This window comes from Gordonibacter sp. RACS_AR49 (assembly GCF_030418435.1).
GTDB lineage: Bacteria > Actinomycetota > Coriobacteriia > Coriobacteriales > Eggerthellaceae > Gordonibacter > Gordonibacter urolithinfaciens.
The window spans coordinates 133,100-156,809 of the sequence record NZ_JAIUDM010000006.1 but is presented as its reverse complement, the minus strand read 5'-3'; the positions used below and the strand labels follow the sequence as shown (position 1 = coordinate 156,809).

The 23,710-nt window shown below is 67.9% G+C and carries 21 protein-coding genes; 11 read left to right on the top strand and 10 right to left on the bottom strand.

The genetic code is table 11. From position 1 onward, the window contains the following. Window positions 1-73: 73 nt before the first annotated feature. The gene (locus LB310_RS11175; RefSeq protein ID WP_278805816.1) at window positions 74-388 is read right to left on the bottom strand and encodes a helix-turn-helix domain-containing protein; all 315 of its coding nucleotides are present in this window, start codon (window positions 386-388) and stop codon (window positions 74-76) included. 180 nt (window positions 389-568) lie between these two features. On the opposite strand from LB310_RS11175, the gene ychF reads away from it, so the two are divergent. Beyond that, window positions 569-1,633, top strand: a complete 1,065-nt coding sequence (gene ychF, locus LB310_RS11170; protein ID WP_087192300.1) for a redox-regulated ATPase YchF — start codon at window positions 569-571, stop codon at window positions 1,631-1,633. Window positions 1,634-1,702: 69 nt separating this feature from the next. Here the strand turns inward: ychF and LB310_RS11165 are convergent, their stop codons facing one another. Then, window positions 1,703-3,538, bottom strand: a complete 1,836-nt coding sequence (locus tag LB310_RS11165) for an oleate hydratase (RefSeq protein ID WP_301155074.1) — start codon at window positions 3,536-3,538, stop codon at window positions 1,703-1,705. 204 nt (window positions 3,539-3,742) lie between these two features. Between LB310_RS11165 and LB310_RS11160 the strand changes: the two genes are divergently transcribed. Next, the gene (locus LB310_RS11160) at window positions 3,743-4,234 is read left to right on the top strand and encodes a hypothetical protein (protein ID WP_278805814.1); all 492 of its coding nucleotides are present in this window, start codon (window positions 3,743-3,745) and stop codon (window positions 4,232-4,234) included. A 119-nt stretch (window positions 4,235-4,353) separates the two neighbouring features. Here LB310_RS11160 and LB310_RS11155 read toward each other — a convergent pair whose 3' ends face one another. Continuing rightward, window positions 4,354-5,280 (bottom strand): alpha/beta fold hydrolase, encoded by a 927-nt coding sequence (locus LB310_RS11155; RefSeq protein WP_278805813.1) that lies wholly within the window; start codon window positions 5,278-5,280, stop codon window positions 4,354-4,356. 272 nt (window positions 5,281-5,552) lie between these two features. Between LB310_RS11155 and LB310_RS11150 the strand changes: the two genes are divergently transcribed. From LB310_RS11150 to LB310_RS11125, 6 genes are all read left to right on the top strand, one after another. Then, window positions 5,553-6,674: an aldo/keto reductase gene (locus tag LB310_RS11150; RefSeq protein WP_157005667.1), complete on the top strand. Its 1,122-nt coding sequence runs from the start codon at window positions 5,553-5,555 to the stop codon at window positions 6,672-6,674. A gap of 560 nt (window positions 6,675-7,234) precedes the next feature. After that, complete coding sequence (locus tag LB310_RS11145) at window positions 7,235-8,098, top strand: ExsB family transcriptional regulator (protein WP_301155073.1); 864 nt, start codon at window positions 7,235-7,237, stop codon at window positions 8,096-8,098. Then, a complete protein-coding gene (gene larB, locus LB310_RS11140; RefSeq protein ID WP_278806437.1) occupies window positions 8,098-8,880 on the top strand; it encodes a nickel pincer cofactor biosynthesis protein LarB in 783 nt (260 codons plus the stop codon). Before LB310_RS11145 ends, larB begins: the two co-directional genes overlap by 1 nt. 5 nt (window positions 8,881-8,885) lie before the next feature. Beyond that, on the top strand, window positions 8,886-9,440 hold the full coding sequence (gene larC / locus LB310_RS11135; protein WP_301155072.1) for a nickel insertion protein: 555 nt from the start codon (window positions 8,886-8,888) through the stop codon (window positions 9,438-9,440). Then, a complete protein-coding gene (locus LB310_RS11130; RefSeq protein WP_301155071.1) occupies window positions 9,433-10,128 on the top strand; it encodes a GNAT family N-acetyltransferase in 696 nt (231 codons plus the stop codon). The genes larC and LB310_RS11130 overlap by 8 nt, the downstream gene beginning before the upstream one ends. 69 nt (window positions 10,129-10,197) lie before the next feature. Next, window positions 10,198-11,508, top strand: a complete 1,311-nt coding sequence (locus LB310_RS11125; protein ID WP_301155070.1) for an amidohydrolase family protein — start codon at window positions 10,198-10,200, stop codon at window positions 11,506-11,508. On the opposite strand, the gene LB310_RS11120 is transcribed toward LB310_RS11125, so the two are convergent. From LB310_RS11120 to LB310_RS11110, 3 genes are all read right to left on the bottom strand, one after another. Then, window positions 11,505-13,316, bottom strand: coding sequence for a VWA domain-containing protein (locus tag LB310_RS11120; protein ID WP_301155069.1), 1,812 nt, complete (start codon window positions 13,314-13,316; stop codon window positions 11,505-11,507). The genes LB310_RS11125 and LB310_RS11120 overlap by 4 nt on opposite strands. 155 nt (window positions 13,317-13,471) lie before the next feature. Next, window positions 13,472-14,359, bottom strand: a complete 888-nt coding sequence (locus LB310_RS11115; protein ID WP_301155068.1) for a hypothetical protein — start codon at window positions 14,357-14,359, stop codon at window positions 13,472-13,474. After that, window positions 14,346-14,855, bottom strand: coding sequence for an RNA polymerase sigma factor (locus tag LB310_RS11110; RefSeq protein ID WP_301155067.1), 510 nt, complete (start codon window positions 14,853-14,855; stop codon window positions 14,346-14,348). The genes LB310_RS11115 and LB310_RS11110 overlap by 14 nt, the downstream gene beginning before the upstream one ends. A gap of 648 nt (window positions 14,856-15,503) precedes the next feature. Here LB310_RS11110 and LB310_RS11105 point away from each other — a divergent pair. Next, window positions 15,504-17,483, top strand: coding sequence for a RecQ family ATP-dependent DNA helicase (locus LB310_RS11105; RefSeq protein WP_301155066.1), 1,980 nt, complete (start codon window positions 15,504-15,506; stop codon window positions 17,481-17,483). A 56-nt stretch (window positions 17,484-17,539) separates the two neighbouring features. Here LB310_RS11105 and LB310_RS11100 read toward each other — a convergent pair whose 3' ends face one another. From LB310_RS11100 to LB310_RS11085, 4 genes are all read right to left on the bottom strand, one after another. Continuing rightward, window positions 17,540-18,604 carry a DUF4097 family beta strand repeat-containing protein gene (locus tag LB310_RS11100; protein ID WP_278806443.1) on the bottom strand — a complete coding sequence of 355 codons (1,065 nt, stop codon included), beginning with the start codon at window positions 18,602-18,604 and terminating at the stop codon, window positions 17,540-17,542. After that, window positions 18,588-19,427, bottom strand: coding sequence for a DUF1700 domain-containing protein (locus tag LB310_RS11095; protein WP_278806445.1), 840 nt, complete (start codon window positions 19,425-19,427; stop codon window positions 18,588-18,590). The genes LB310_RS11100 and LB310_RS11095 overlap by 17 nt, the downstream gene beginning before the upstream one ends. Then, complete coding sequence (locus tag LB310_RS11090; protein WP_087191045.1) at window positions 19,424-19,738, bottom strand: PadR family transcriptional regulator; 315 nt, start codon at window positions 19,736-19,738, stop codon at window positions 19,424-19,426. Before LB310_RS11090 ends, LB310_RS11095 begins: the two co-directional genes overlap by 4 nt. 322 nt (window positions 19,739-20,060) lie before the next feature. Further along, window positions 20,061-21,602, bottom strand: coding sequence for an MFS transporter (locus tag LB310_RS11085; RefSeq protein ID WP_301155065.1), 1,542 nt, complete (start codon window positions 21,600-21,602; stop codon window positions 20,061-20,063). A gap of 289 nt (window positions 21,603-21,891) precedes the next feature. Between LB310_RS11085 and gatC the strand changes: the two genes are divergently transcribed. After that, window positions 21,892-22,203, top strand: coding sequence for an Asp-tRNA(Asn)/Glu-tRNA(Gln) amidotransferase subunit GatC (gene gatC, locus LB310_RS11080; RefSeq protein WP_041239741.1), 312 nt, complete (start codon window positions 21,892-21,894; stop codon window positions 22,201-22,203). Continuing rightward, a complete protein-coding gene (gene gatA / locus LB310_RS11075; protein ID WP_157005756.1) occupies window positions 22,203-23,708 on the top strand; it encodes an Asp-tRNA(Asn)/Glu-tRNA(Gln) amidotransferase subunit GatA in 1,506 nt (501 codons plus the stop codon). The genes gatC and gatA overlap by 1 nt, the downstream gene beginning before the upstream one ends. Window positions 23,709-23,710: the final 2 nt, after the last annotated feature.

Here is a 23,710-nt window from a genome sequence, read left to right as displayed (position 1 = left end):
CCGATCCTCGCGCTTCCAACGCGGGCGTGCGGGGCCGCTTGCGCCGGCAGGCGCACCGATGTGAGCTTCTTCGTCAGCGTGCGTTTTGCCGTGGATGGGCGCACGCTGCCTGCCTTGCCCTTTTGAAACAGAGCGCCTCCTCGTAGGCTTCGGCCAAAAGGTCGCCAGGGTTCAGGTCGAGCGCCTCCGCTATCCTCATCGCCATGGTGACGGAGGTGGCGCTCTTGCCGCATTCGATACGGCAGAGGTGCGTGTGGCTCATCCCCACCATGAGGGCGAACTTCCTGATCGAGAGTCGCTCGCTCATCCTGTGCCGCGACACGACTAGGCCGAGCGCCTGTTTGAAGGCCACCGTGTCTCCCAGATAGCTGCTCGTTTCGATTGCCATGGAGAACAGTATAAACCTCGGGCCGTTATCCGGACCGCATTCTTGCCGTATATGCGGGATTATGCGAGGACGGGCTGCGCGGTGCCTGTTTTGAGTGATGGTGCGCGGTGTGCTCGTGCGGAGACGGGCGTTTTGCTATCATGGGACGATACGTTTGCATCGATCGTCAAAGGAAGTTCCATGTCGCTTTCCATCGGTATCGTCGGCCTGCCGAACGTCGGCAAGTCCACGCTGTTCACGGCCCTCACCAACAAGGGCGGCCTCGCGGCCAACTACCCGTTCGCCACCATCGAGCCCAACGTGGGGATCGTGCCGGTGCCCGACGTGCGGTTGGACGCGCTGGCCGAGATCGACCACCCGGCGCGCATCGTGCCGGCCACGGTGGAGTTCGTGGACATTGCGGGCCTGGTGGCGGGCGCGAGCCAGGGCGAGGGCCTGGGCAACCAGTTCCTCGCGAACATCCGCGAGACGGATGCCATCTGCGAGGTCGTGCGTTTCTTCGGCGACCCGGACGTCGTGCATGTGGCGGGCAAGGTGGATCCGCTTTCCGACGTGGACACCATCAAGACCGAGCTCATCCTGGCCGACATGGCCACGCTGGAGAAGGCGCTGCCGCGTCTTGAGAAGGAGGCCAAGCGCGACAAGGCCGGCGCTGCCAAGGTGGCCGCCGCGCAGAAGGTGTTCGAGGGCTTGAACGAGGGGCATCGCGCCCGCACGCTCGACCTCACCGACGACGAGCGCGCCGCGCTGCACGATCTGCACCTGCTTACCATGAAGCCGATGCTCTACATCGCCAACGTCGACGAGGACCAACTGGATGCCGACCTGCCCGAGATCGACGGCTGCGCGCCGGTGCCCATCTCCGCCAAGGTGGAGGCCGACCTGGCCGAGTTGGACCCGGCCGAGGCGCGCGAGTACCTGGAAGCCATGGGCCTCGAGGAGAGCGGCTTGGCCCGCCTCGTGCGCGAGGCGTACAAGCTGCTGGGGCTGCAGAGCTACTTCACCAGCGGCGAGACCGAGACGCGCGCCTGGACCATCCCCATCGGCGCGAAGGCCCCGCAGGCTGCCGGCGTCATCCACACCGACTTCGAGCGCGGCTTCATCAAGGCCGAGACGGCCGCCTTCGAGGACTACGTGGGGCTGGGCGGAGAGAAAGGCTGCCGCGATGCCGGCAAGCTGCGCCAGGAGGGCAAGGAGTACGTGGTGCAGGACGGCGACGTCATGCACTTCAAGTTCAACGTGTAGCGCGCCTTTCGGCGTCCTGCTTGGCTGCATGCCCCCTTCGAGCAGGGGGCATGCAGCTTTTCGGAGCATTTAGTGCATGCCGGGGTACACGGCTCCGGTGGCGGGCGCGGGCGCGTCGGCGTCGTCGGACGGGATCACGCCGAACTCGGCCAGCAGCCCGTAGAGGTCGGTGCCCTTGAGCTTCTCGATCCCCTCGTGCAGGGCGAGCTTCTCGAGGGGGTTCATGTCCATGTCGGTCACGGGTTTGCCGTCCCTGATGAGCGTGGTGGCGTTCAGCAGGTCGCGGATGTCGAACGCGCTGCCCCACACCTCGGGCACGCCGCGGTCGACGTTGCACAGCGTGTAGACGGCCTCCATGCCGGTGCGCATGGAGTACTCGGTGGTGAAGATGGTGTCGCGCGGCGTTTCGGCGAACTGCCCGATGAACGCGAAGTTCACCGCGCCTTCGGGCACGACGTCGGGACGGTCGCCGGCGGCGCGCGGCATGAAGAACGCCGTGACGTAGGGCATCATGCACGGAACCGTGTTGGCGCTGTTCTCGGCGAGATCCTCGATCTGCGATTCGGGAACGCCCAGGTGGTACAGCCATTCCATGCAGATCTCCTTGCCGGTGCATTCGCGCAGGGTCTTTTTCACGTAGTTGCCGGGCACGTCGGTGAACAGGCCGTACAACCAGCCGCACAGCTCGTTGCCGGGCTGGGCGCGGAACTGGGGCTGCCGGTTGAACGTCCAGCTCAAAAGCCAATTCGAGTCTTTGGCGGTCACGATGCCGCCGGTCACGACGCCGCCTGAGAACGGATCGCGGCGGCAGATCCTCTCGATGTAGGGGACGATCTTCTCGTCGAGGGTTGTGACGGTAGCGCTCATCCAATTGGACTTCTCCGGATCGCCGATGAACTTTTCAGGGCGTCCGAACGACGGGTCCTGTCGGGCGATGCGCCGCCACAGGTCGAATCCGGTTCCCTGTTCGAGCGCGGTGTTGAACTGCGCCGGCTCGTCTTGCGATCCGAAGGACGAGTTGGCGACGCAGCTGCCGTTGGTGATGAACAGGAGGTCGTTCTCGGAGAGGTGGAAGGCCTTGGGCGCGCCCTCGCATATCGTCTGCACCTCGGTGGCCACTTTGCGCTCCTCGGTGTTGGAGAACGTGACGTCGACGACCTCGGTGTTCAAGTGGAACTGCACGCCTTGGCCCTTCAGGTAGTTCACCGTGGGCAAGATGAGGGATTCGAACTGGTTGTACTGGGTGAAGCGCAGCGCGCTGAAGTCGGGCAAGCCGCCGACGTGGTGCACGAAACGCTGGATGTAGCGCTTCATCTCGAGCGCGCTGTGCCAGTTCTCGAACCCGAACATGGTGCGCCAGTACAGCCAAAAGTTGGAATCGAGCACGTCGTCGGAGAAGTAGTCGGTGATGGCCTTGTCGTCGAGCTGCTCCTCGGGCGTGAAGAACAGGTTCATGATCTCCATGCACGCCTTGTCGGACAAGCCGAACTTGTTGTCGAGGCCGGCGTCTTCGCCTTGGTTGACCGTCGCGCGGCACAGGGAGTAGTTGGGATCGCGCTTGTTCAGCTGGTAGTAGTAATCGAGGATGCTCATGTTCTCGTCCTCGATGGAGGGGATGGATCGGAACAGGTCCCACATCACTTCGAAGTGGTTGTCCATCTCGCGTCCGCCGCGCATGGTGAACCCGATCTGAGGATACTCCCATCCGTCGCAGGCGCCGCCCGGTACGGCGTCGCGCTCGAATATATGCACGCGCGAGCCGTCCATCTGGGCGTCTCGTATCAGATAGCATGCGGCCGTCAAGCCCGCCAATCCGGTACCGACGATGTAGGCCGATTTATCCTCGATGCCTTCCGGTTTTGCCGGGCGGGCGAACGCTTCGTAGTTTCCGCTGGAATAGTACACGGGCTCTCCAATCTCTCGACGTGATGGTACGGCCCCATTGTGATGCGGGGCGCCTGCGGGCGAGTGGGCCGTACCGAGCTGATGACGTGCCGTTGGGGGGAGGTCATGAGGGGGCGTTGCCTCGAATGGGCGACGCTCGCACCGGTTGTTTGGGTATACTTTGATCGTGTACGGGCGGGCTGGACGAGATGGGAGGGCGTGCGTATGGACGAGTTCGTCAAGGCGCTGGTGAGCGACGGCAGGAGCCCGGAGCTGCCGGAGGAGCACGACTGGTTTGGGAAGCTTGTCGGTTCTTGGAGGTTGGACTACCTCGATCGCAACCTGTCCTCTTCGGTCGAAGGGGAGTGGATCTTCGAGCGGGTGCTCGAGGGCATGGGTATCCAGGATGTGATCATCCTGCCTGCGCGCGACGTGCAGACGGAGACGCCGCACCCCCTCACCGAGTACGGCACCTCGCTGCGCGTCTACAATCCGGGCACGCATGCATGGGACGTCGCCTACGGCTATGCGGGCAAGATGTTCCGGCTCGAGGCGCGGCGTGAAGATGACATGATCGTTCTCACGAACCTCGATGACGAGCGGCATAAATGGGTGTTCGTCTCCATCGAGGACGACCGCTTCCATTGGCAGAACGTCAACGTGCAAGACGACGGCAGCTGGCACGTGAACGCCGACATCTACGCCGAGCGCGTCTAGGGGGCGTGACAGGGGGACGGGGATAATGTCACGCTCCGCGACGCGCCACGACCGAGAGAAGCGAGAGGGGGCGTGACATTATCCCCGTCCCCCTGTCACGCCCCCGTTCGCCAAGTCGCCTACAGGTGCATCATCAGCCAGCTGATGAGGTCTTCCTCGACCTCGAACTTGAGGTCGTCGTAGTTGTGGATCTCGTGGCGGTAGCCGGTGTAGAGCTTCGTCGTCACCTCGTGGCCCGTGTCGGCGAGCCAGTTCGCGCATTGGTAGACGCCCTCGCCGTAGTTGCCCACGGGGTCCTGGTCGCCGGCGATGCAGAGGACGGGCAGGCCGGCGGGCACCTTCTTGGCCCACTCGGCGCCCTCGATGACCAGCATCATGTCGATGAAGTCGCGCAGGCTCACGTTGTGCGTGGGGTGCGTGAACGCGTCGAAGGGGTCCTCCGCGTGGTCCTTTTGCACGTAGGGGTCGTGGCAGATCCACTCGTTGCCCAGCGAGGCGCCTTCCTCGCAGCGCCCGAACATCCAGCCCATCAGCTCGCCCACGAAGGCCGGGTCGCTCTCGTGGCCCTTGCCGGCGGCGATAGCCTCGTCCAGCTTCGTGCGCACTTCATGCGTGTTCTTGAAGATGCCGGTAGTGCCGCAGTAGACGGCGCCGGCCAGCTCGTCGCCGTACTTCGCGCTGAAGTCGCGCGCGATCATCGAGCCCATGGAGTGGCCGAACAGGAAGTAGGGCAGGTCGGGGTACTTCTCGCACACGAGGTCCTTGAACCGCTTCTCGTCCTCCATCATGGTGTGCGGCCCCGCGTCGCCCCAGTCGCCCCAGGTGCCGTTCGCGATGGCGGTGGCGCCGTGACCTACGTGGTCGTCGGCCGCCACGATGAAGCCGGCGTCCATGAGCGCCACGATCAGGTGGAAGTAGCGGCGGGAATGCTCGCCGAAGCCGTGGACCAGCTGCACGATGCCCTCGGGCTCGCAGGCGGGGACGTAGATCCACCCCGTCACCTGGTCTCGGTCGTTCGACGATGGAAAGCTGATCTCGTGCAGCATGGCGGTTCCCTTCTCTCGCGTTCATGGAACGGTGCGCGTGGAGCGGCGGCCGCGGGTCGGCGACCTGCGTGCCGGCGTTTGCGAGCGGCCTTTCTGCCGGGCTCGCGTGGCAGACGTCAACGGGCACCCGCACCCATTATCGCAGACAGGAGCCTTCAGGACTCCGTGTTTTTCGCAACGCGCCTTGCGGCGGCACGCCGTTTTGCGATAATGGGCAGACGCGCCGGATCCAAGGCGCGACGAGGACGGCGTCGTGAGAAAGCGGGGGATCGATGGACGAGATCGGGAAGCTGGGCTTCGGGTTCATGCGGTTGCCGGAGGTGGAAGGCGCGGGCGGCTCCAAGGAGATAGACCTCGACACGCTAGCCGGCATGGTGGACACGTTCATGGACGGGGGCTTCACGTACTTCGACACGGCGCGCGGCTACCATGGCGGCCGCTCGGAGGCGGCGCTCAAGGCCGCGGTGGTCGACCGCTACCCGCGCGAGTCGTTCCAGGTGGCCACGAAGCTGCCGGCATGGATGGCGGAGGATGCATCTTCCGCGCGCGCGATGTTCGACACGTCGCTCGAACAGACGGGCGCGGGATACTTCGATTTCTTCCTGCTGCACAACCTGGGCGAGGACCGCACGCATCTGTTCGACGACTGGGGGCTTTGGGACTACCTGGCCGAGAAGAAGCGCGAAGGGCTCGTCCGCAACCTGGGCTTCTCCATCCACGACAAGGCCGACGCCCTGGAGGCGGTGCTCGACGCGCACCCCGAGGTCGATTTCGTGCAGCTGCAGGTGAACTACGCGGACTGGGAGAGCGAGACCGTGGAGTCGCGCAAGTGCTACGAGGCGGCACGCGCCCGCAACCTTCCCGTCGTTGTGATGGAGCCGGTGAAGGGCGGATCGCTGGTGAAGCTGCCTGACAATGCAGCCGCCGTGCTGCGCAACGCCGCGCCCGACGAGCCGCTCGCCGCCTGGGCGCTGCGCTTCGCCGCGTCGCTGCCCGGCGTGCTCACCGTGCTCTCGGGCATGTCCACGCCCGGGCAGGTGGAGGAGAACGTGCGCACCATGCGCGCCTTCCGCCCCGTCGGCGCCGAGGAGCGCGCGGCGCTCGACCATGTGCGCGCCATCCTGGACGGCATCCCCACGGTGCCGTGCACCGACTGCCGCTACTGCCTGAAGTCGTGCCCGCAAGGCGTGCGCATCCCCGCCGCGCTCGCGTCGCTCAACATCTTGGCGCTGTACGGCGACGAGTACCGCGCGCAGGAGAACTACGACTGGAACGCCTCGGCGGGCCCGGCGTCCTCGTGCATCGCGTGCGGCGTGTGCGAGGGCGTGTGCCCCCAGCGCATTGGCATCGTGCGCGAGCTTGCGAGGGCGGCGGGCCTGTTCGAGAAGAGGTGAGGCGCGTCGTGCCGGTTGGCTTCCCGTGCCGTCGGGGAGGTCGGGCACTGGCCCTGGCCAGCCGCAAAGGGCGTCGAATGCGTCTGGCTGTGGTGGGGTGCCGCGCGGCGCTGGTTTGAGGGGGATGGCCGGCCGCAGTCAGCGGGAGAGGACGGGCGCCTGCCATAGCCGACCGGAAGGGGGGCGGGCGTCGGATGCGTCTGTCGAAGGCCTGGCACTGGCCGCGGCCGGCTGGAAAAGGATGGGCGTCGGTCGCAGCCAGCGGGAGGAGGCTGTCGTGAAAATCGGCCTCTGCTGTCAAAAACGAGGCGGTATGGCAATCTTGGGACGCGTTTTTGCGTTCGGAAAACAGGCGGTGCGGATGAAATACCAGGTCGTTGGCGATCACCTCCCCCGCCACTTGTTGGTGCGATTGCCAAACCGCCTCGTTTTTGGCACGATGGGGCGGATGGCGTTACCGTGCGTCTTGCCGCGAGGCCATGCGGGACCGATATCCTGCTTGACTTGGAGCGTGCTCCAAATTGTATGGTGGATGGCATCTAATGGGAAGGAATGCATCGATGTTCGAACAGGATGAGGCCCCGCTCGTCGGGCCCGGCCAAAAGGCAGGCGCGGAAGCGCTCGACGCCTTCTTCGCGCGCACGCCGCGCCTGGCCGTGGCGTTCTCGGGCGGGTGCGACTCGTCGTACCTGGTGGCAGCGGCGCGCCAAGCCGGCGTGGATGTGCGCGCCTACCTCGTGCGCACGGCGTTCCAGCTGCCCTGCGAGATTGCCGACGCCGAGCGCCTGGTTTCCGAGTTGGGCTTGGAGCTGGTCATCATCGACGCCGACGTGCTGGCCGAGGACGCCATCTGCGCGAATCCTTCCGATCGCTGCTACCGGTGCAAGCGCTTCATCTTCTCCACGATATTGGAGCGCCTTGAGGAGGACGGCTTCGCCGGCACGCCCCTGGCCGACGGCACGAACGCGACGGACGACCCCGCGCGCCGCCCGGGCTTCCGCGCGCTGGCCGAGCTGGACGTGGTGTCGCCGCTGCGCCGCGCGGGCTTGGGCAAGGACGACGTGCGGTCGGCCTCGCGGGGGCTCGGGCTGTTCACGGCGGGCAAGCCCAGCTTCTCGTGCTTGGCCGTGCACGTGCCGGAAGGGGAGCGCATCACGGCGGCGTCGCTCAAGGCGGCGGCGCGCTCGCCCGAGGTGGTCTCGCGGCTCGTGACGCGCAACGCGGCCATCGGGGTTGACCTGGACACCGTGTACTCCGCCGACGGCGTGGTCGCCCATCTGGTGGAGGATGCGGAAGGCGGTCGAGGTACTGAAGGCGCAGCTGCGGTCGGAGGGCCCGTCGACGAGGAGGCGTCGAACGTCCTTGCGAGCGCCCTCCGTGGGACAGGAGCTTTCGGTGGGATGGAAAAGGAAGGAGCGCGCTGATGGAGGAACGCGAGATGCGCGCGTTGTTGGCGGCGGTGGCGGACGGGTCGGTCGACCCGGACGAGGCGGCGCTGCGCCTGAAGACGGCCCCGTTCACGGACCTGGGCTACGCGAAGGTGGACCACCAGCGCGGCGTGCGGCAGGGCGTGGCCGAGGTCGTGTACGGGGCGGGCAAGACGCCCGCTCAGATGGCGGGCATCGTGGCGAGTATGCGTGCGGCGGGGCAGGAGCGCGTGCTGGTCACGCGGCTCGCACCCGAGGCGGCCGACGAGCTGCGGGCGCTCTTGCAGGCGTCCGACCCGTTGGCGGCCGAAGCGTTCGCCTACCACGAGCTGCCGCGCCTCGGCCTGGTGGGCGGCCTGCCCGAGCCCGATGGCAACGGGCCTATCGTGATCGCGGCGGCCGGCACGAGCGACCTGCCCGTGGCCGAGGAGGCCGCGCTCACGGCCGAAGTGCTGGGCAACGTCGTCGTGCGCCTGTACGACGTAGGTGTGGCCGGCATCCACCGGCTGCTGGCGCATGCGGACGACATCGCGTCGGCGCAGGTGGTGGTGGCCGTGGCCGGCATGGAGGGGGCGCTCGCGTCCGTGGTGGGCGGCCTGGCGTCGTGCCCGGTCATCGCCGTGCCCACGTCCGTGGGCTACGGCGCCTCGTTCGGCGGCGTGGCCGCGCTTCTGGCCATGCTGAACTCGTGCGCCTCCGGCGTGTCCGTGGTGAACATCGACAACGGCTTCGGCGCCGGCTACCAGGCGTCGTCCATCAACCACCTGAAAGCGAAGTGAATGCCATGACCGTCCTTCATCTCGACCTTACCCATGACGCCACGCGCCGCTCCCTGCTCGCCGACCTGCGCGCACGGCTCGATGCCGCCGCGCGCGCCGCGCTCGATGCCGCCGTGGAAGCGGCGGGCGTGCCCGAGCGGCATCATCACGACTTGCCCGACGTGCTGGCCACGATCGACGGCCTGCAGGCGAGCAGCCGCGTGAAGGACGACATGCGAGCCGTGTACCGCATCCTGGCCCAAGCCGAGGCCTCGGTGCACGGGTGCGCGGTGGACGAGACGCACTTCCACGAGGTGGGCAACGGCGAGGCCGTGCGCAACGTGTGCGCCGTGTGCCTGGCCGTGGAGGCGCTCGCACCCGACCGCATCGCGGCCACGCCCGTGCAGGTGGGCAGCGGCACGGTGACGTGCGCCCATGGCGAGCTGCCCATTCCCGCACCGGCCACGGCCGCTATCCTGGATTCGGGCATCCCCGTGTGCGCCGAACGCCTGGACGGTGAACGCTGCACCCCAACGAGTGCCGCCCTCATCAAGCATTTCGTGGACGAGTTCGATGCCTGAGGACGACGCTTTGATGCCTTCCGAACCTATTGATACGCCCGTTCGGGCCGCAGGGGCCGAGATGCGGGCAGCAAGGAGCCCGTGCGCCAAGACGCGGGGCGTTGACGGGCGGGGCGGCAAGGTCATCCTCGAAACCGAGCGCCTCGTGCTGCGCGAGATGACGCCCGGCGACTTCGCTGCGCTCTGCCGCACGTTGCAGGATGCAGAGGCCATGTATGCCTATGAGGGCGTCTTCTCGGATACCGAGGTGCGAGAGTGGCTCGACCGCCAGCTGTCGCGCTATAGAAGCGACGGCTTCGGTTTGTGGGCGGTCGAGTTGAGCGGGACGGGCGAACTCATCGGCCAGTGTGGGCTGACTTGGCAGGAATTCGACGGCGGGCGGGTCATGGAGGTGGGCTATCTCTTCGAGCGTGCGTTCTGGCACCATGGCTATGCCACCGAGGCGGCTCGCGTCTGCCGCGATTACGCGTTCGACGTGCTGGGGGCCGAGGAAGTGTTCTCGATCATCCGCGACACGAATGCGGCTTCGTTGGCGGTCGCTCGCCGCAACGGCATGAAGCAGCGAGGCTCCCTCGTCAAGCACTATCGCGGTGTGCGCATGCCCCACCTCGTGTTCTCGGCGACACGTGTCGCGCGAGATGGGGTCCAACCCGCTGACGGCGAGCGCAGGACGCGCGACTGCGGCTAGGGGCGTATACTGGGTGTGGCGGAACGACGGGAGAACAGCGCGAAAGGCGCTGCGGAAGGCGGGATGGAAATGGCGTACGTTCTCACGCATGCGACGGTGCTCGACGGCACGGAGCAGATGGAGCCCCAGCCCAACATGACGGTGGTGGTGGACGACGGCGGGCGCATCGACCGCGTGGGGCCGGCCGCTTCCACGGTAGGGCCGCTCGGCGCGCGCGAGATCGACCTCGGTGGCGCGTACCTCATGCCGGGCCTGATCAACGCGCATGTGCACCTGTGCGGCTCGGGCAAGCCCATGAGCGCGGGAGGTGCGGGGGACCTCATCGACAAGGTGGTGGGGAACCCCCTTGGCATGTGGGCGCTCCGCCGCATGATACGCGGCCATGCCCAGGCGCAGCTGGCCAGCGGCGTGACCACCGTGCGCAGCGTGGGCGACCCCGGCTTCGCCGACGTGGACGTGCGCGACGCCGTGAACGCGGGGAAGTATCCCGGCCCGCGCCTGCTCACGTCCGGCGTGGGCGTCACGGTGCCGGGCGGGCACGGGGCGGGGCTGTTCGCGCACAGCGCGAAGACGCCCGAGGAGGCGCGCGAGATCGTGCGCGCGTGCTTCGCCCGCAAGTGCGACCTGGTGAAGCTGTTCATCACGGGCGGCGTGTTCGACGCCGAGGTGGAGGGCGAGCCGGGCGTGCTGCGCATGTCGCCCGAAGTGGCGCGCGCCGCCGTGGACGAGGCGCACAAGCTGGGCATGCCGGCGGCCGCGCACATCGAGAGCGCCGAGGGCGTGCGCGTGGGCCTGGAGGCCGGCGTGGACACCATCGAGCACGGCGCGGAGCTGGACGACGAGCTGATCGCGCTCTTCAAAAAGAACGGCGTGGGCCGCGCCTCGTCGCTCACCTGCACCGTCTCGCCGGCGCTGCCCTTCGTGGAGCTGGCACCCGAGAAGACGAAGTCCACCGAGGTGCAGAAGGTGAACGGCCGCATCGTGTACGAGGGCATCGTGCGCGCCGCGCAGCAGGCGCTCGCGGCCGGCATCCCCGTGGGCCTGGGCACCGACTCGTCGTGCCCCTACATCACGCACTACGACCTATGGCGCGAGGTGGTGTACTTCGAGCGCCTCGTGGGGGCGTCGCGCCAGATGGCGCTGCACACGGCCACGCTCGGCAACGCGCGCATCCTGGGGCTGGGAGAGGAGACGGGATCGGTCGAGGAGGGCAAGGCCGCCGACCTCATCGTAACCAAGGCGAACCCGCTTGAGAACCTGGAGGCCCTGCGCGACGTGTCGATGGTGATGGTTCGCGGCAAGCTCGACGAGCACCCCCGCGTGAAGCGCATCCCCGAGCTGGACGCCGAGCTCGACGGGTTCCTGCCGAAGGCCTGCTAGCGATTGAGCCGGCCTCCGTCTGCGTACGAGGAGGCCGCGGGTTCGCGCGAACGGAGGGCGAGCGTTTCCAGCAGGCGGGCGAACTCGGCGCACTCCTCGCTGCCGGCGGCATCCACCAGGTCGCGGGCCGATTGGAGCGTCGCCGTGCCCGCGTGGGGCGAATGGCGCAGCACCATGGCGCACTCGGCGACGGCGGCGGCCAGGCGCCAGTCGCTGCTCGGCTCGTCGGTCTGGTCGGCGCGCCCGACGACGCGCGCCTGGCTTTGCGTGACGTCCTCGCCGGCGGGGCGGTAGCGCACGGAGCAGGTGAGCCACTCGCTGCCGTCGGTGCAGATGGCAAGGCCGCCGCCCCCGTCGCCGCCCGACGCGCCCTCCTCGGCGTCTCCCGCCCCTGCGGCGTCGCCGTCCGAGCGGCCGTACTTCAGATGCGGGACGGCCACCTCGAACGGCGAATCGACCGGCACCACCTCGTAGGCCACGGTGAACGCGTGCCCCGCGCCCACCTCGCCGGCGTCCGCCGCATCGTCCAGGAAGTCCTCGTCGGCCAGCGCACGGTTCTCGTAGCCGATAAGCCGGTAGCCTTTGACCTGGACGGGGTTGAATTCCACCTGCAGCTTCACGTCGTCGGCCAGCGGGGTGAAGTTCGCCAGCAGGTTGCGGCCCAGCACGCGCCGGGCCTCTTCGGCGCAGTCGATGTAGTGGTAGGAGCCGTCGCCGTGGTCGGCCAGCACCTCCATCTTGGCGTCCTGGTAGTTGCCCGTGCCGAACCCGAGCACCGACAGGTACACGCCTTGTCCGCGGCGCTCGTCCACGAAGTCGTGCAGCTCGTCCTCCGAGGTCATGCCCACATTCAAGTCGCCGTCGGAGGCCATGACGATGCGGTTCGCGCCGCCTTCGACGAAGTTCCGCTCGGCCACGTCGTAGGCTGTGCGCAGGCCGGCCTCGCCGTTCGTGGAACCCTCGGCCCGCAGGCTGCCCACTGCGCGCAGGATGCGCTGCCGGTCGGCGCCGCTCGCGCCTTCCAGCACCACGCGCTCCTCGCCGCTGTACGTGACCAGGGACACGCGGTCGTTCTCGCCCAGGCCTTGCACGAGCGTGGCGAACGCCTCCTGTAGAAGCGGAAGCTTGTCGGGGTCGGCCATTGAGCCGGACACGTCGACGAGGAACACGAGGTTCGAGCCGGTCTCGGGAGCAGGCTCGGCCGGAGCGGTGGCGAAACCCATGACCAGGAGCTTCGTGTCGGGGTTCCATGGGCAGTCGGCCATCTCGGCAGAGATGCCGAACAGGTCGTCGCCCTCGGGCGGTGCGTAGCGGTAATCGAAGTAGTTCAGCAGCTCCTCGGTGCGCACGGCGCCTGGGGGGATGTCGGCGGGCCACGCCCCGTCGCGCACCATGCGGCGCAGGTTGGCGTAGGAGGCCGTGTCCACATCGGCGGAGAACGTGGAGAGCGGCCGTGCGGCCGTGGACACGAAGCCGGTCTCCTCCACGCGTGCGTACCCCTCGCCGGCATAGGGGTCTGCAGGCAGGTTGCCGTCGGGCCCGGGAGGGCAGCCGGCGGATGCGCCTCCCGCGTTCGTGCCGGCCGCGCCCGGGGCTTCCGATGCGGATCCGTCCCGGGCTGCACCGACGGCGTGGAGCTCTTCGCCTGGCGCCGCATGGAGGCTGGCCGGGAGCGTGCACCACCACCAGGCGCCTGCCGCCAGCACCGCCGCAAGCGCGAAGGCTCCTGCGGCGAGCAGGCGGGCATGCGGGTGGCGCGGGGCGGGGGAGCGGTGCTCGTTCGCGCGGGCGGGCATAGAGGCATTCATGGGCATTCCTTCTCTCGCTTGCTGCCCTTAACACGATCGAGGATGCCGGTTTGTCGGGGAGATTCCGCGCGATGGGCCGCACCGCTCGGAGGGGCGTGGCGCGGACCGTCGCGCATGCGTCCGCTGCGTGCGGTTCCCGTGTGCGGAATCCCGCGCTACGCGGCTTCGTCGGCCCAGTAGCAGGCGGCGTCGCCCGGATAGCGCACGGCGTAGGGATGCGCGTCGCTCGCCGAGGCGAAAACCGTGCAGGCTACATCATGGCCGCCGGTACCGTCGGAGGCGGTCGCCTGCTCGATCTCGGCGCCCACCAGGGCCGGGTCGGCGACGAGCGGGTGTCCCGCGTCGTCGACCGCAATGCGCAGGGCCTGACCGGAGGCGAGCGTGACGAACGGGTAGCGCGCGTCGGCATCGCTGCCGCCGCTGGAGGAGCCCTCGCTGGCCGAACCGTCGGAGGACGGCGCATCCGCAGAGCCGCCGTACGGGGGCGCGCCCGCGGAACCGTCGTTTCGGCCCGCCTCGGGTGCGCCGTCCTTGGCGCCGCCGGACGGCGAGCCGAGGTCCTCGGAAGCCATGCCGTCCGAGATGCTGGCAAGCTCCCCTGACGACGAGGCGGCCCCGCTGTCCGCTGTCTGCAGGCTGCCGTTCAGCTGCGCGGCGACCAGCCCGTGATAGGCGAAAGCGCCCACACCGGCCAGCAGCACCAGGCACGCCGCCGGAAGCAGCATCTTTTTTGCACGCTGGCGCCGGGTGCTGCGCCCCGTGCCGGTCTGCGCAACCGGGTCGCGCCCCTTCGGGCCGGTTGCGGCCGTATGCTCGCCGCAGGTTGCGAGCAGGGCGGCGAGCATGCGCTCCTCGGCTGCAACGGACGGGCCCATGCGGTCGAAGGCGCGTGCGATCGCCGCGTCGAGCCCCGGCTCGCAGAAGGGGGGGTCCGCCGCCTGGCGCGCATCGAGCGCGTTGGGAGCGATAGGCGGCGCGAAGGCCTGCTCGTTCTCGAGGGGGTCGTCGACGGCGAATAAGTCCTTGCGGTCACGGTCGTTCACGGCGCTCACCTCCCAACATGGTCTTAAGCAGCGCGCGGGCCTCGCTCAGGTGGCTGCGCACCGTCGAGGCGGGCGTGCCGGTGATGAGCGCGATGTCGGCGGTGCGGTACCCTTCGTAGTAGTACAGGTACACGCACGTCTTGTACTTCGGGGGAAGGGCGAGCACCGCCTCGAGCGTCTCGTCGCCATCGGCGCCCGTCCGGTCGTCGGGCACGTCGTCCGGCAGCTCGGCTGCGCATCGCCGCGCCGCGCTTCTTAGCATGTCGCGGCAGTGGTTCTGGGCGCACACGATGAGCCACGCCTTCTCGTGCTCGGCATCGTTGAAACGCCGCGGCTTGCAAAGCAACTTCGCGAACACGGTCTGCACCGCATCCTCCGCATCGGCCGCGTTGCCGAGATAGGCGTAGCACAGGCGGTAGACCGTCTTCGCATGGCGGCGGAACACCGCGGCTATGTCGTCGTTCTTCGGCAGGTTCTCCCTTTCTGCCCCTAACACGATCGCAGGGGCGGAAATGTCGGGAAACCGGCATACTTTTTTGTGCGCGATTGCCTTGTTCCCCGCTACGGACAGTGTAGCGGATGCGTAGGTGATGGAGGGAAGCGGCTCGGGCCGTGTCAGGTCCCACTCGCCAACCGTCGAAATGCCGTTCGAATCTTGCGCGGCAACCGTCGGGACCTTGCAGGGATCAAGCAGATTGCCGGCTCAAATTCTAAACGAGATACCACCTGTTCAAACAGCAAAAATTGAAGACGCTTCACCATGTGAAACCAGTGCGGAACGTGCTAGAATGCCTCGCGTCAGCGGTGTCCGCTTCCAGCGGGTGACTCCTTAGAGATAAGGAGGATCCCCATGGATAGTTTCAACCTGATCGCAGGACTTTGTTCCATCTTGTCATTTCTTCTGGCAGCCTACGACTGGTCGCAGCGAAAACGGAAAGCGAGGGGCAGGGCGAAACAAGCATCAAAAAGGCGGTCGAGCTAGCACTCTGACCGCCTAACCTAGTCCCGCGTCACCCGCCCGGACTCACAACCCCGCGCATTATACACACCGCAGCGTCCGGTGCAAGCCCGATTTTCGGGGGCGTTGCGGTATCATGATGGCGAGACGAGCGAGGGCGCAAATGCCCAGAGAGGGAAGGGCCCGATGGTTGAGGCGGCGGCCGCGAAGGCGGCATTGCGGGAGCATTTCGGCTACGAGGAGTTCCGTCCGGGGCAGCAGGGCGTGGTGGAGGCCATCCTTGCCGGCCGCGACGCGCTGGCGGTCATGCCCACGGGCGCCGGCAAGTCGGTGTGCTACCAGGTGCCCGGCATCGTGATGGAGGGCCTCGCGCTCGTGGTGAGCCCGCTCGTGTCGCTTATGGGCGACCAGGTGCGCGCGCTCCTCGACGCGGGCGTGCGCGGCGCCTACCTCAACTCCACGCTCACGCCCGGCCAGCAGGCCACCGTGCTGCGCCGCGCGCTGGCGGGCGCGTACCAGATCATGTACGTGGCCCCGGAGCGGCTGGCCGACCCGCGCTTCCTCGAGTTCGCGCGCGAGGCCGCCATCCCGCTCGTCGCCGTGGACGAGGCACACTGCGTGTCGCAGTGGGGCCAGGACTTCCGCCCGTCGTACCTGGCCATCGGCGACTTCATAGAGCAGCTGCCCGCGCGCCCCGTCGTGGCGGCGTTCACGGCCACGGCCACCGAGCGCGTGCGGCGCGACATCGTGCGCCTTCTGGATCTGCGCGACCCTTACGGGGTGGTCACCGGGTTCGACCGCCCGAACCTCTACTTCGGCGTGGAGCGCTTGGAGCCCAAGCGCAAGCTCGCCTGGATTGGAAGCTACGCGCTCGCGCATCCGGGCGACTCGGGGATCGTGTACTGCTCCACCCGCAAGGACACCGACAAGGTGCATGCCGCGCTCGTCGCCGCAGGCGTGCGCGCGACGCGCTATCACGCGGGCATGCCAGCGGCGGAGCGCGCCGAGAGCCAGCGCGCGTTCATCGCCGACGACGCGCCGGTCATGGTGGCCACGAACGCCTTCGGCATGGGCATCGACAAGTCCAACGTGCGCTACGTGATCCACCACAACATGCCCGGCAGCATCGAGGCGTACTACCAGGAGGCCGGCCGCGCCGGGCGCGACGGCGAGCCGTCCACGTGCATGCTCCTATGGAGCGACGGCGACGTGTCCACCTGCCGGTTCTTCATCGAGCAGGAGTCGGGCAACGAGGAGCTCTCGCCGGAGGAGGCCGACGCCGTGCGCGCCTCGCGCCGCCGCCTGCTCGAGGCCATGGTGGGCTACTGCCACACCACGGGCTGCCTGCGCCGCTACATCCTGAACTACTTCGGCGAAGACGCCGCCCCTGCGGCACCCGGCCAAGCCCCCAGCGTGCGCGAGGCGTACATCGCGTTCGGCGAGGCCGCGCCGGACGACGGCACCGCGCCGACCGGCGGCGCTTCCGCGTCCGTCGCCGGGTGCAACAACTGCTCCAATTGCGAGGGAACGTTCGACGCCGTGGACGTGACCGACCTGGCGCGCGCCGTCATGCGCTGCGTGCAGGAGCTGCGCGGGCGCTTCGGCAAGGGGCTCGTGGTGGACGTGCTGCGCGGCTCGAAGAGCGCGAAGGTGCTCGATATGCACTTGGACGAGTCGGCCAGCTACCACACGGTGGATGCCTCTGCCGCGCAGGTCAAGGAGGTCGTCGAGCTTTTGGCCGCCGGCGGCTACCTTGCGATTACCGAAGGCACCTACCCTACGGTGGGACTTGGCCCGCGTGCCCGCGAGGCGGCGGAGGACGGGTTCTCCCTCTCCATGAAGAAGGTCGTGCGCAAGGCCGAACGCATGCGGGGCGTCGAAGCGGGCGCCGGCCGTGCGTTCGGCGCCTCGGGCACGGTGGCCGCGTCGGGCGAGGCCGACCCGGAGCTGTTCGAGCGCCTGCGCACGCTGCGCAAGCGCCTGGCGGACGAGGCCGGAGTGCCGCCCTACATCGTGTTCTCGGACGCCACCCTGCGGGACATGTGCGCGAAGCGCCCCGCCACCGAGGACGCGTTCCTGGACGTCTCCGGCGTGGGCGCCACGAAGCTCGCCCGCTACGGCGAGGCGTTCCTCGCCGAGCTCGCCGCCTATGAAAGTGCAGGATAGCCCGCCCGGACGCCTTCGCGCCGGGCGGGCTGACGGCCACCGTCCTACGGGCCCTCCTACAGGGCAGCAGGAGCTGCCGGTGCTGCCGGTGCTGCCGGTGCGGCAGGTGCCCCGGGTGCCGACGGGCTGCTGCCGTCTGACGGGACGCCGTCGTTGCCGCGCCTTGCGGAATCGGGAGCCGCTTCCGCGTTGAAGTCGAGGTCGATGCTGCCGCTCGTGGTGCGTACGACGATGCGCTTGCCGACGCCGATCATGCCGCTGGGGGCGTCCACGCGGCCGCTCGTAGAGGAGACCGCGATGTCGTAGTCGGTCGCAGGGTTCGCGAACATGACGTCCACCCTGCCGCTTGTCGTCTCTATCATGGTCTCGTTCGCGTCCAGCCCGGCTCCGCCGATGCTTCCGCTTGATCCGCGGATATCCAGCGTGGTCGCGCGTACATCGCTCAAGTCCTGGCGCCCGCTCGCGGTGCCCGTCTCCACCGTGGCGGCCTCGACGTCGCCCAGGGAGAGCGAGCCGCTCGACGTGCGGGCCGAGAAGCCCTCGGCATCCACGCCCACCACGCCGATGCTGCCGCTCGACGTTTTCAGGCTCATGGTGCCGGCGCTCGTGCGCAGCACCGTCAGGCTGCCGCTGCTCGCCGTGAGCGACACGGCTTCCAGGCCGTCGAGGTCCGCCACGTCGATGCTTCCGCTGCCCGTCTCCACGGTGAGGGAGCCCGTATAGCTGCGCGGCACCTTCACCACGGTGGCATGGTCCTGGAACTCCACCTTCATGATCATGAGGCCCGTGAGCGACGTGCCGTGGCCGGTTATCTCCAGTACGCCCCCTTCGTCGACGACGTCCACGGTCTTCTCGCTGCTGGTCCAGCACGTCACCTCGAAGGCGTCGCCGTCGGTCTGCTCGAAGCGCACGTCCCCGCCGGCGTCCCTCACCACGATGGCGGTGTGGGGCGCCTCTGCCTCGGGTTCCAGGATCCTCGTGTCCGACACCCAGTCGCGCGTGGTGTTGGACAGGTTCTCGAAGCGGAAGTCCGCCGCGGCGAACGCCCCGAGGGCGAGCGCCGACCCGCCAACCAGTAAAACGGTGGCGACGATCAGGACTGCTTTACGCGCGGTGGTCATGGCTCTGCGCTCCTTCCGGGGCCGGGTTCCCCGCCGCAGGCGCGTTCGGCGCGGTCGGGAAGGGGATGGTGCCCTGCGCGGTGGCAGGGGGGTACGCGTCGGGGCAGGGGGACGCGGCATAGGCGGCGCCGGGATAGGGCGCCCCGTACGGCGGGGCGGGCGGGGCGCCGGCGGCAACCGGTACGGCCGGCGAGCCCGGTGCGGGAGCGTACGGCAGCGCCGCCTGGCCGGACCCACGCACCTTCTTCACGAACAGCCCCTTGATCCAACGGGCGAACGAGTGGGTGAGCTGCACGAGCCCCTTGCTGGCGGCAAGGACGCCGAACAGGGCGAACAGCCCCGTCCCCGCGGCGGCCAGCCCGCAGCCCAGAAGCCAGGCGGCCGTGAGCGGGTAGCCGGTGGCAAGGCACCACACCAAACCCACGATGCCGATGGGGCCGCACAGCAGCAGCGTGGCGACGGTCGCCCACAGCGCCACGACGACCATCCAGATGGACAGGTACACCATCAAGGCCGCCATGACCAGTGCCAACGCCACGGGCACCCAGATGGGCGAGAACACCACGAGCAGCACCACGTTGAGCGTGCGGCTGCCGGTGTTCGCCTTCGCGATGGCCTTCGGGATGACCGGCGTCTCGGCGATGATCTGGGCGGCGATGGCCCCCACCGGCCCGAGCGCCGCCACGGCGTCGGCCTCGCTCATGCCGTCCTCCATGCGGTCGTCGATCATCTCCAGGTAGAAGGCGATCGACTGCTCCACCTCGTATGACGGCAGCTTGCCGAGCGCGCGCCGCAGCGCGTCGGAGAACTCGGTCTTGTTCATTTTCTGGCACCTCGTTTCACGTAATCGTAGATGGAGACGACGTCGTCCCGCTCGCGCAGGAACTCGTCGATATGGCGCACGCCTGCCTCGGTGATGCGGTAGTACTTGCGCAACCGCCCGCTGTGCTCGACGGAGTACGTGGTGAGCAGCCCCGCTGCTTCCAATCGTTTGAGCAGGGGGTAGAGCGTCGATTCGGTCAGGTTCAGGATCGCGGGCACGTCCTTGACGATCTGGTAGCCGTACGAATCCTGCCGGTTGATCGAGGCGAGCACGCAGACTTCGAGGAACCCTCGCTTCATCTGTGCGTCCATTGCATACCTCCTTTCGCCCGATACTATATAACGCATAGTATCGGGCGTCAACGGGTATTTGAAAAAACGAGCGACGAAACAATCACCGCAGTGAACAACCGCAGTGAACAACCGCAGTGAACAACCGCAGTGAACAACCGCAGTGAACAATCGCAGGGAACAAACGAACGAATGCTTCACGTGAAACATTCGTTCGTTTCACCGAGTAGGGTAGTTCGCGGTGCGCGCGGTCTTAAATCTTCCGCGCATCAAAAATTGAGCGATGAAAAAAGACCGATGCGCGAGCAGCGAGCGAATAAAAATTACCTTGTAACTAATTAAATTAGTCCTGTGCGAGCGCTTCCGGTTCTTTCTCCTTTGCCGATTCGGGAAATCTCCGTGATTCGGCTACCGCCTCCTCGCCATCCTCCTTGGTTTCCCGCTCCCGTATGAACAGCGCTACGGTGGCAAGCACCAGCAGCGCCAACAGGCCGGAGAAGCCCAGCGCCAGGTGGTAGCCAAGTTCTGGGGCGGCGGCGGGGGAGCACTGCTTGATGAGCAGCACCATAACGGCGGTGGCGAGTGCGGCGGCTATCTGGCGCGACATGATCATGGACGCGCTGCCGTCGGTGGTGATGCCCTCTCGGCGCAGCTCGCCCAGGCCCCAGGCCGTGGTGGTGGGGATGAGCGTGGTCAGCCCCACGCAGCGCAGCGTTTGGAGCAGCGCCGCTATCCAGAGAGGTGCCGAAGCGGGCACGAGCGCGAGAGGCACCGCGCCCGCCACGAGGAATGCCGCGCCGAAGAGCCCCACGCGCCGCGGCCCGAACCAGTCGGACGCCACGCCTGCCAGCGGCTCGAACACGAGCGCCGCCAGCGCGCCGGGCAAAAGCACGAGCCCGGCCTCAAGCGTGGTGTGCCCGCCCGCCTCGATAACGAACAGCGGGATGATGAGCGTCATCCCCAAAAAGCACCCGTACAAAAACAGCTGCGTGACGAAGCTCACGCGGTACGTGCGGTACGCGAAGATACCCAGGTTCATGAGCGGGTGCGCCACGCGGCGCTGCCGCTGAATGAACAGCACCAAGCACACGGCGCCCACCGCCGCGGGCACCCAAACGAAGGGGCTCGCGGGCTCGTAGTTCGCCGCGTCGGTGAACCCCGCCAGCAACCCTCCGAAGCCCGCCGCCGCCAGCACGAGCGAGCGCACCTCCAAGCGCGCGGCCGGCTGCCGGGCCTCGCGCCCGCGCACGATGGCAAACGTGGCCACCAGCAGCAGCGCGGACGCGGCCGACAGCACCAGAAACAGAAAGCGCCAGCCCACCGCCCCGATGAGCATGCCGCCCACCGTGGGTCCGATATTGGGCGCGAACCCCAGCGCGATGCCGGCAATGCCCATGGCCGTGCCGTGGCGGTTCTCGGGAAAGCGCGTCATGGCGATGGTCTGCACGAGCGGCATGAGAATGCCCGTAGCCACCGCCTCCAGCACACGCCCCACGATGAGCATAGGGAAATTCAGCGCGAGGAAATCGCACAGCGACCCCGCCAGATAGAGCGAGAACGCACCCAACAAGAGCGTACGCACGGAAAACTTTCGCTGCAAGTAGGACGCGAGTGGCACGGCCACCCCCATAGAGAAGATGTAGGCCGTGGTGAGCCACTGACCCCACCCGATATCAGTTCCCAGATCGGCCAGCACCTCGGCGGCCATGGTGTTGAGCGCCGTCTGCGTGAGGCTGCCGAGCGACGTTCCCACGCATACGATGGCGAACAGCAGGTAGGTGGTGCGCGGTATCTTACCGGGCAAGGACATGCTGCTGGGCGTGGGAGCCCCGGCGGCGGGCGTGGGCGGCGCAGCTGGTGCGGCGGGCGAGGGGTTTACGGACACGATGCGGTCTCCTACGCTGCGCGCCTGGCTGCGGCGCGCGCTCGAACGCCCCCCAGTTTACCACGATTAGAAACTTAAGTTACCTTGCATAGATGATGAGCGCGCACGTCGGGAATCAGCGGCTTGCCGTGCCGGTGCAGCGACGCCGGTGTTTCCTTGCGTCGCCGCACCCGCAGCGAGCCTTCCTTTGCTATCATGGGCGACGTTATGTTTTCACCTGTTCCACCTTCGGTTCCACCGGTGCCTGCCGCGGGCCGATGCGTGAAAACGAGAAGGGAAGAGCCACCCCATGACCCAACATGTAACCGAACATGATGTGCGCGACATCGCGGAGTACACGCGCATCGGCCTCACGGACGAGGAGGTGTCGCAGATGACGGTCGACCTGAACGCCATCATCGACAGCCTCGCGCCCATCACCGAGTACGACCTGGAGGGCGTGGAGCCCACGTTCCACCCCATCGGCAGCCTGTCGAACGTCATGCGCGACGATGTGGAGGCGCCCTCCTTCACGCAGGAGGAGGCGCTCGAGAACGCGCCCAAGCAGCAGGACGGCTGCTTCCTCATCCCGTCCATTCTGGGAGAAGGGGGCGATCGCTGATGGGCGCCGCATCCGCTTCCGCGTTCGGCGCGATGGGCGCCCGCGAGATCCGCGCGGGACTCGCCGCCAAGGACTTCAGCGCCCGCGAGGTCGCCGAAGGCTCGCTCGCGCGCATCGAAGCTGCGAACAAAGATCTCAACGCCTTCCTCGAGACCACCGGGCAGCTGGCGCTCGATGCCGCCGCGCGCATCGACGCGGCCGTGGCCGCCGGCACGCTGGACGAGCTCGGTCCGCTGGCCGGCGCGCCCGTGGCGTTCAAGGACAATATGAACCTGGCGGGCACCCATACCACGTGCTCGTCGAAGATGTTGGAGAACTACGTGTCTCCCTTCACGGCTACGTGCGTGGAGCGCGCCATAGCAGCCGGGGGCATCCCGCTCGGCAAGCTCAACATGGACGAGTTCGCGTTCGGCTCCTCCACGGAGACGAGCGCCTTCGGCCCCACGAAGAACCCGTGGGACGTCACGTGCGTGCCCGGCGGCTCGTCGGGCGGCAGCGCGGCGGCCGTGGCCGCGGGCCTGGCCACGGTCACGCTCGGCTCGGACACGGGCGGCTCCATCCGCCAGCCCGGCAGCTTCTGCGGCACGGTGGCCGTGAAGCCCACGTACGGCGTGGTGTCGCGTTTTGGCGTGGTGGCCTTCGGCAGCTCGCTCGACCAGGTGGGCCCGTTCGCGCGCTCGGTGGAGGACGCGGCGCTCGCCATGAACGCCATCGCCGGACGCGACGTGCGCGACTGCACGAGCCAGGACGTCGGCACCGACTTCACGGCGAACCTCGCCGAGGGCGTGCGCGGCATGCGCATCGGCGTGGTGCCCGCCTTCATGGAAGCCAAGGGCCTCACGCCCGAGGTCAAGGCCAAGGTGGAGGAGGCGGCGGAGCACTTGCGCGCCCTGGGCGCAGAGCTCGTGGAGGTGGAGCTGCCCAACGCCCAGGCCGCCATGAGCGCCTACTACGTGCTGGGCCCCTGCGAGGCTTTCAGCAACCTGGCCCGCTTCGACTCCGTGCGCTACGGCTACTGCGATCCGGGCCATAAGGATCTGGGCAGCCAGTACGAGGCCAGCCGCGCCATCGGCTTCGGCCCCGAGACGCGCCGCCGCGTCATGCTGGGCAGCTATCTGCTGTCCGCCGGCGTGTACGACACGTACTACTACCCGGCCCAGCAGGTGCGCACGCTCATCACGCAGGATTACGCGCGCGCCTACGAGCAGGTGGACTGCATCCTGGCGCCCGTGTCGCCGCGCACGTCGTTCAAGTTCGGCGAGGTGAGCGATCCCACGGACATGTACCTGTCCGACATGTTCACCATCTCCATCAACATCGCGGGCAACGGCGGCATGAGCCTGCCGGCGGGCCTGGGAGCGGACACGCACCTGCCGGTGGGCGTGCAGCTGATCTCGCCGGCGTTCAAGGACGAGAACATGTTCCGCGCGGCCGCGGCGCTCGAGACGGTGTACGGCCCCGCCCCCGTGGCGCCCGCCTACGCCGATGGAAAGGCAGGTGAGTAGCC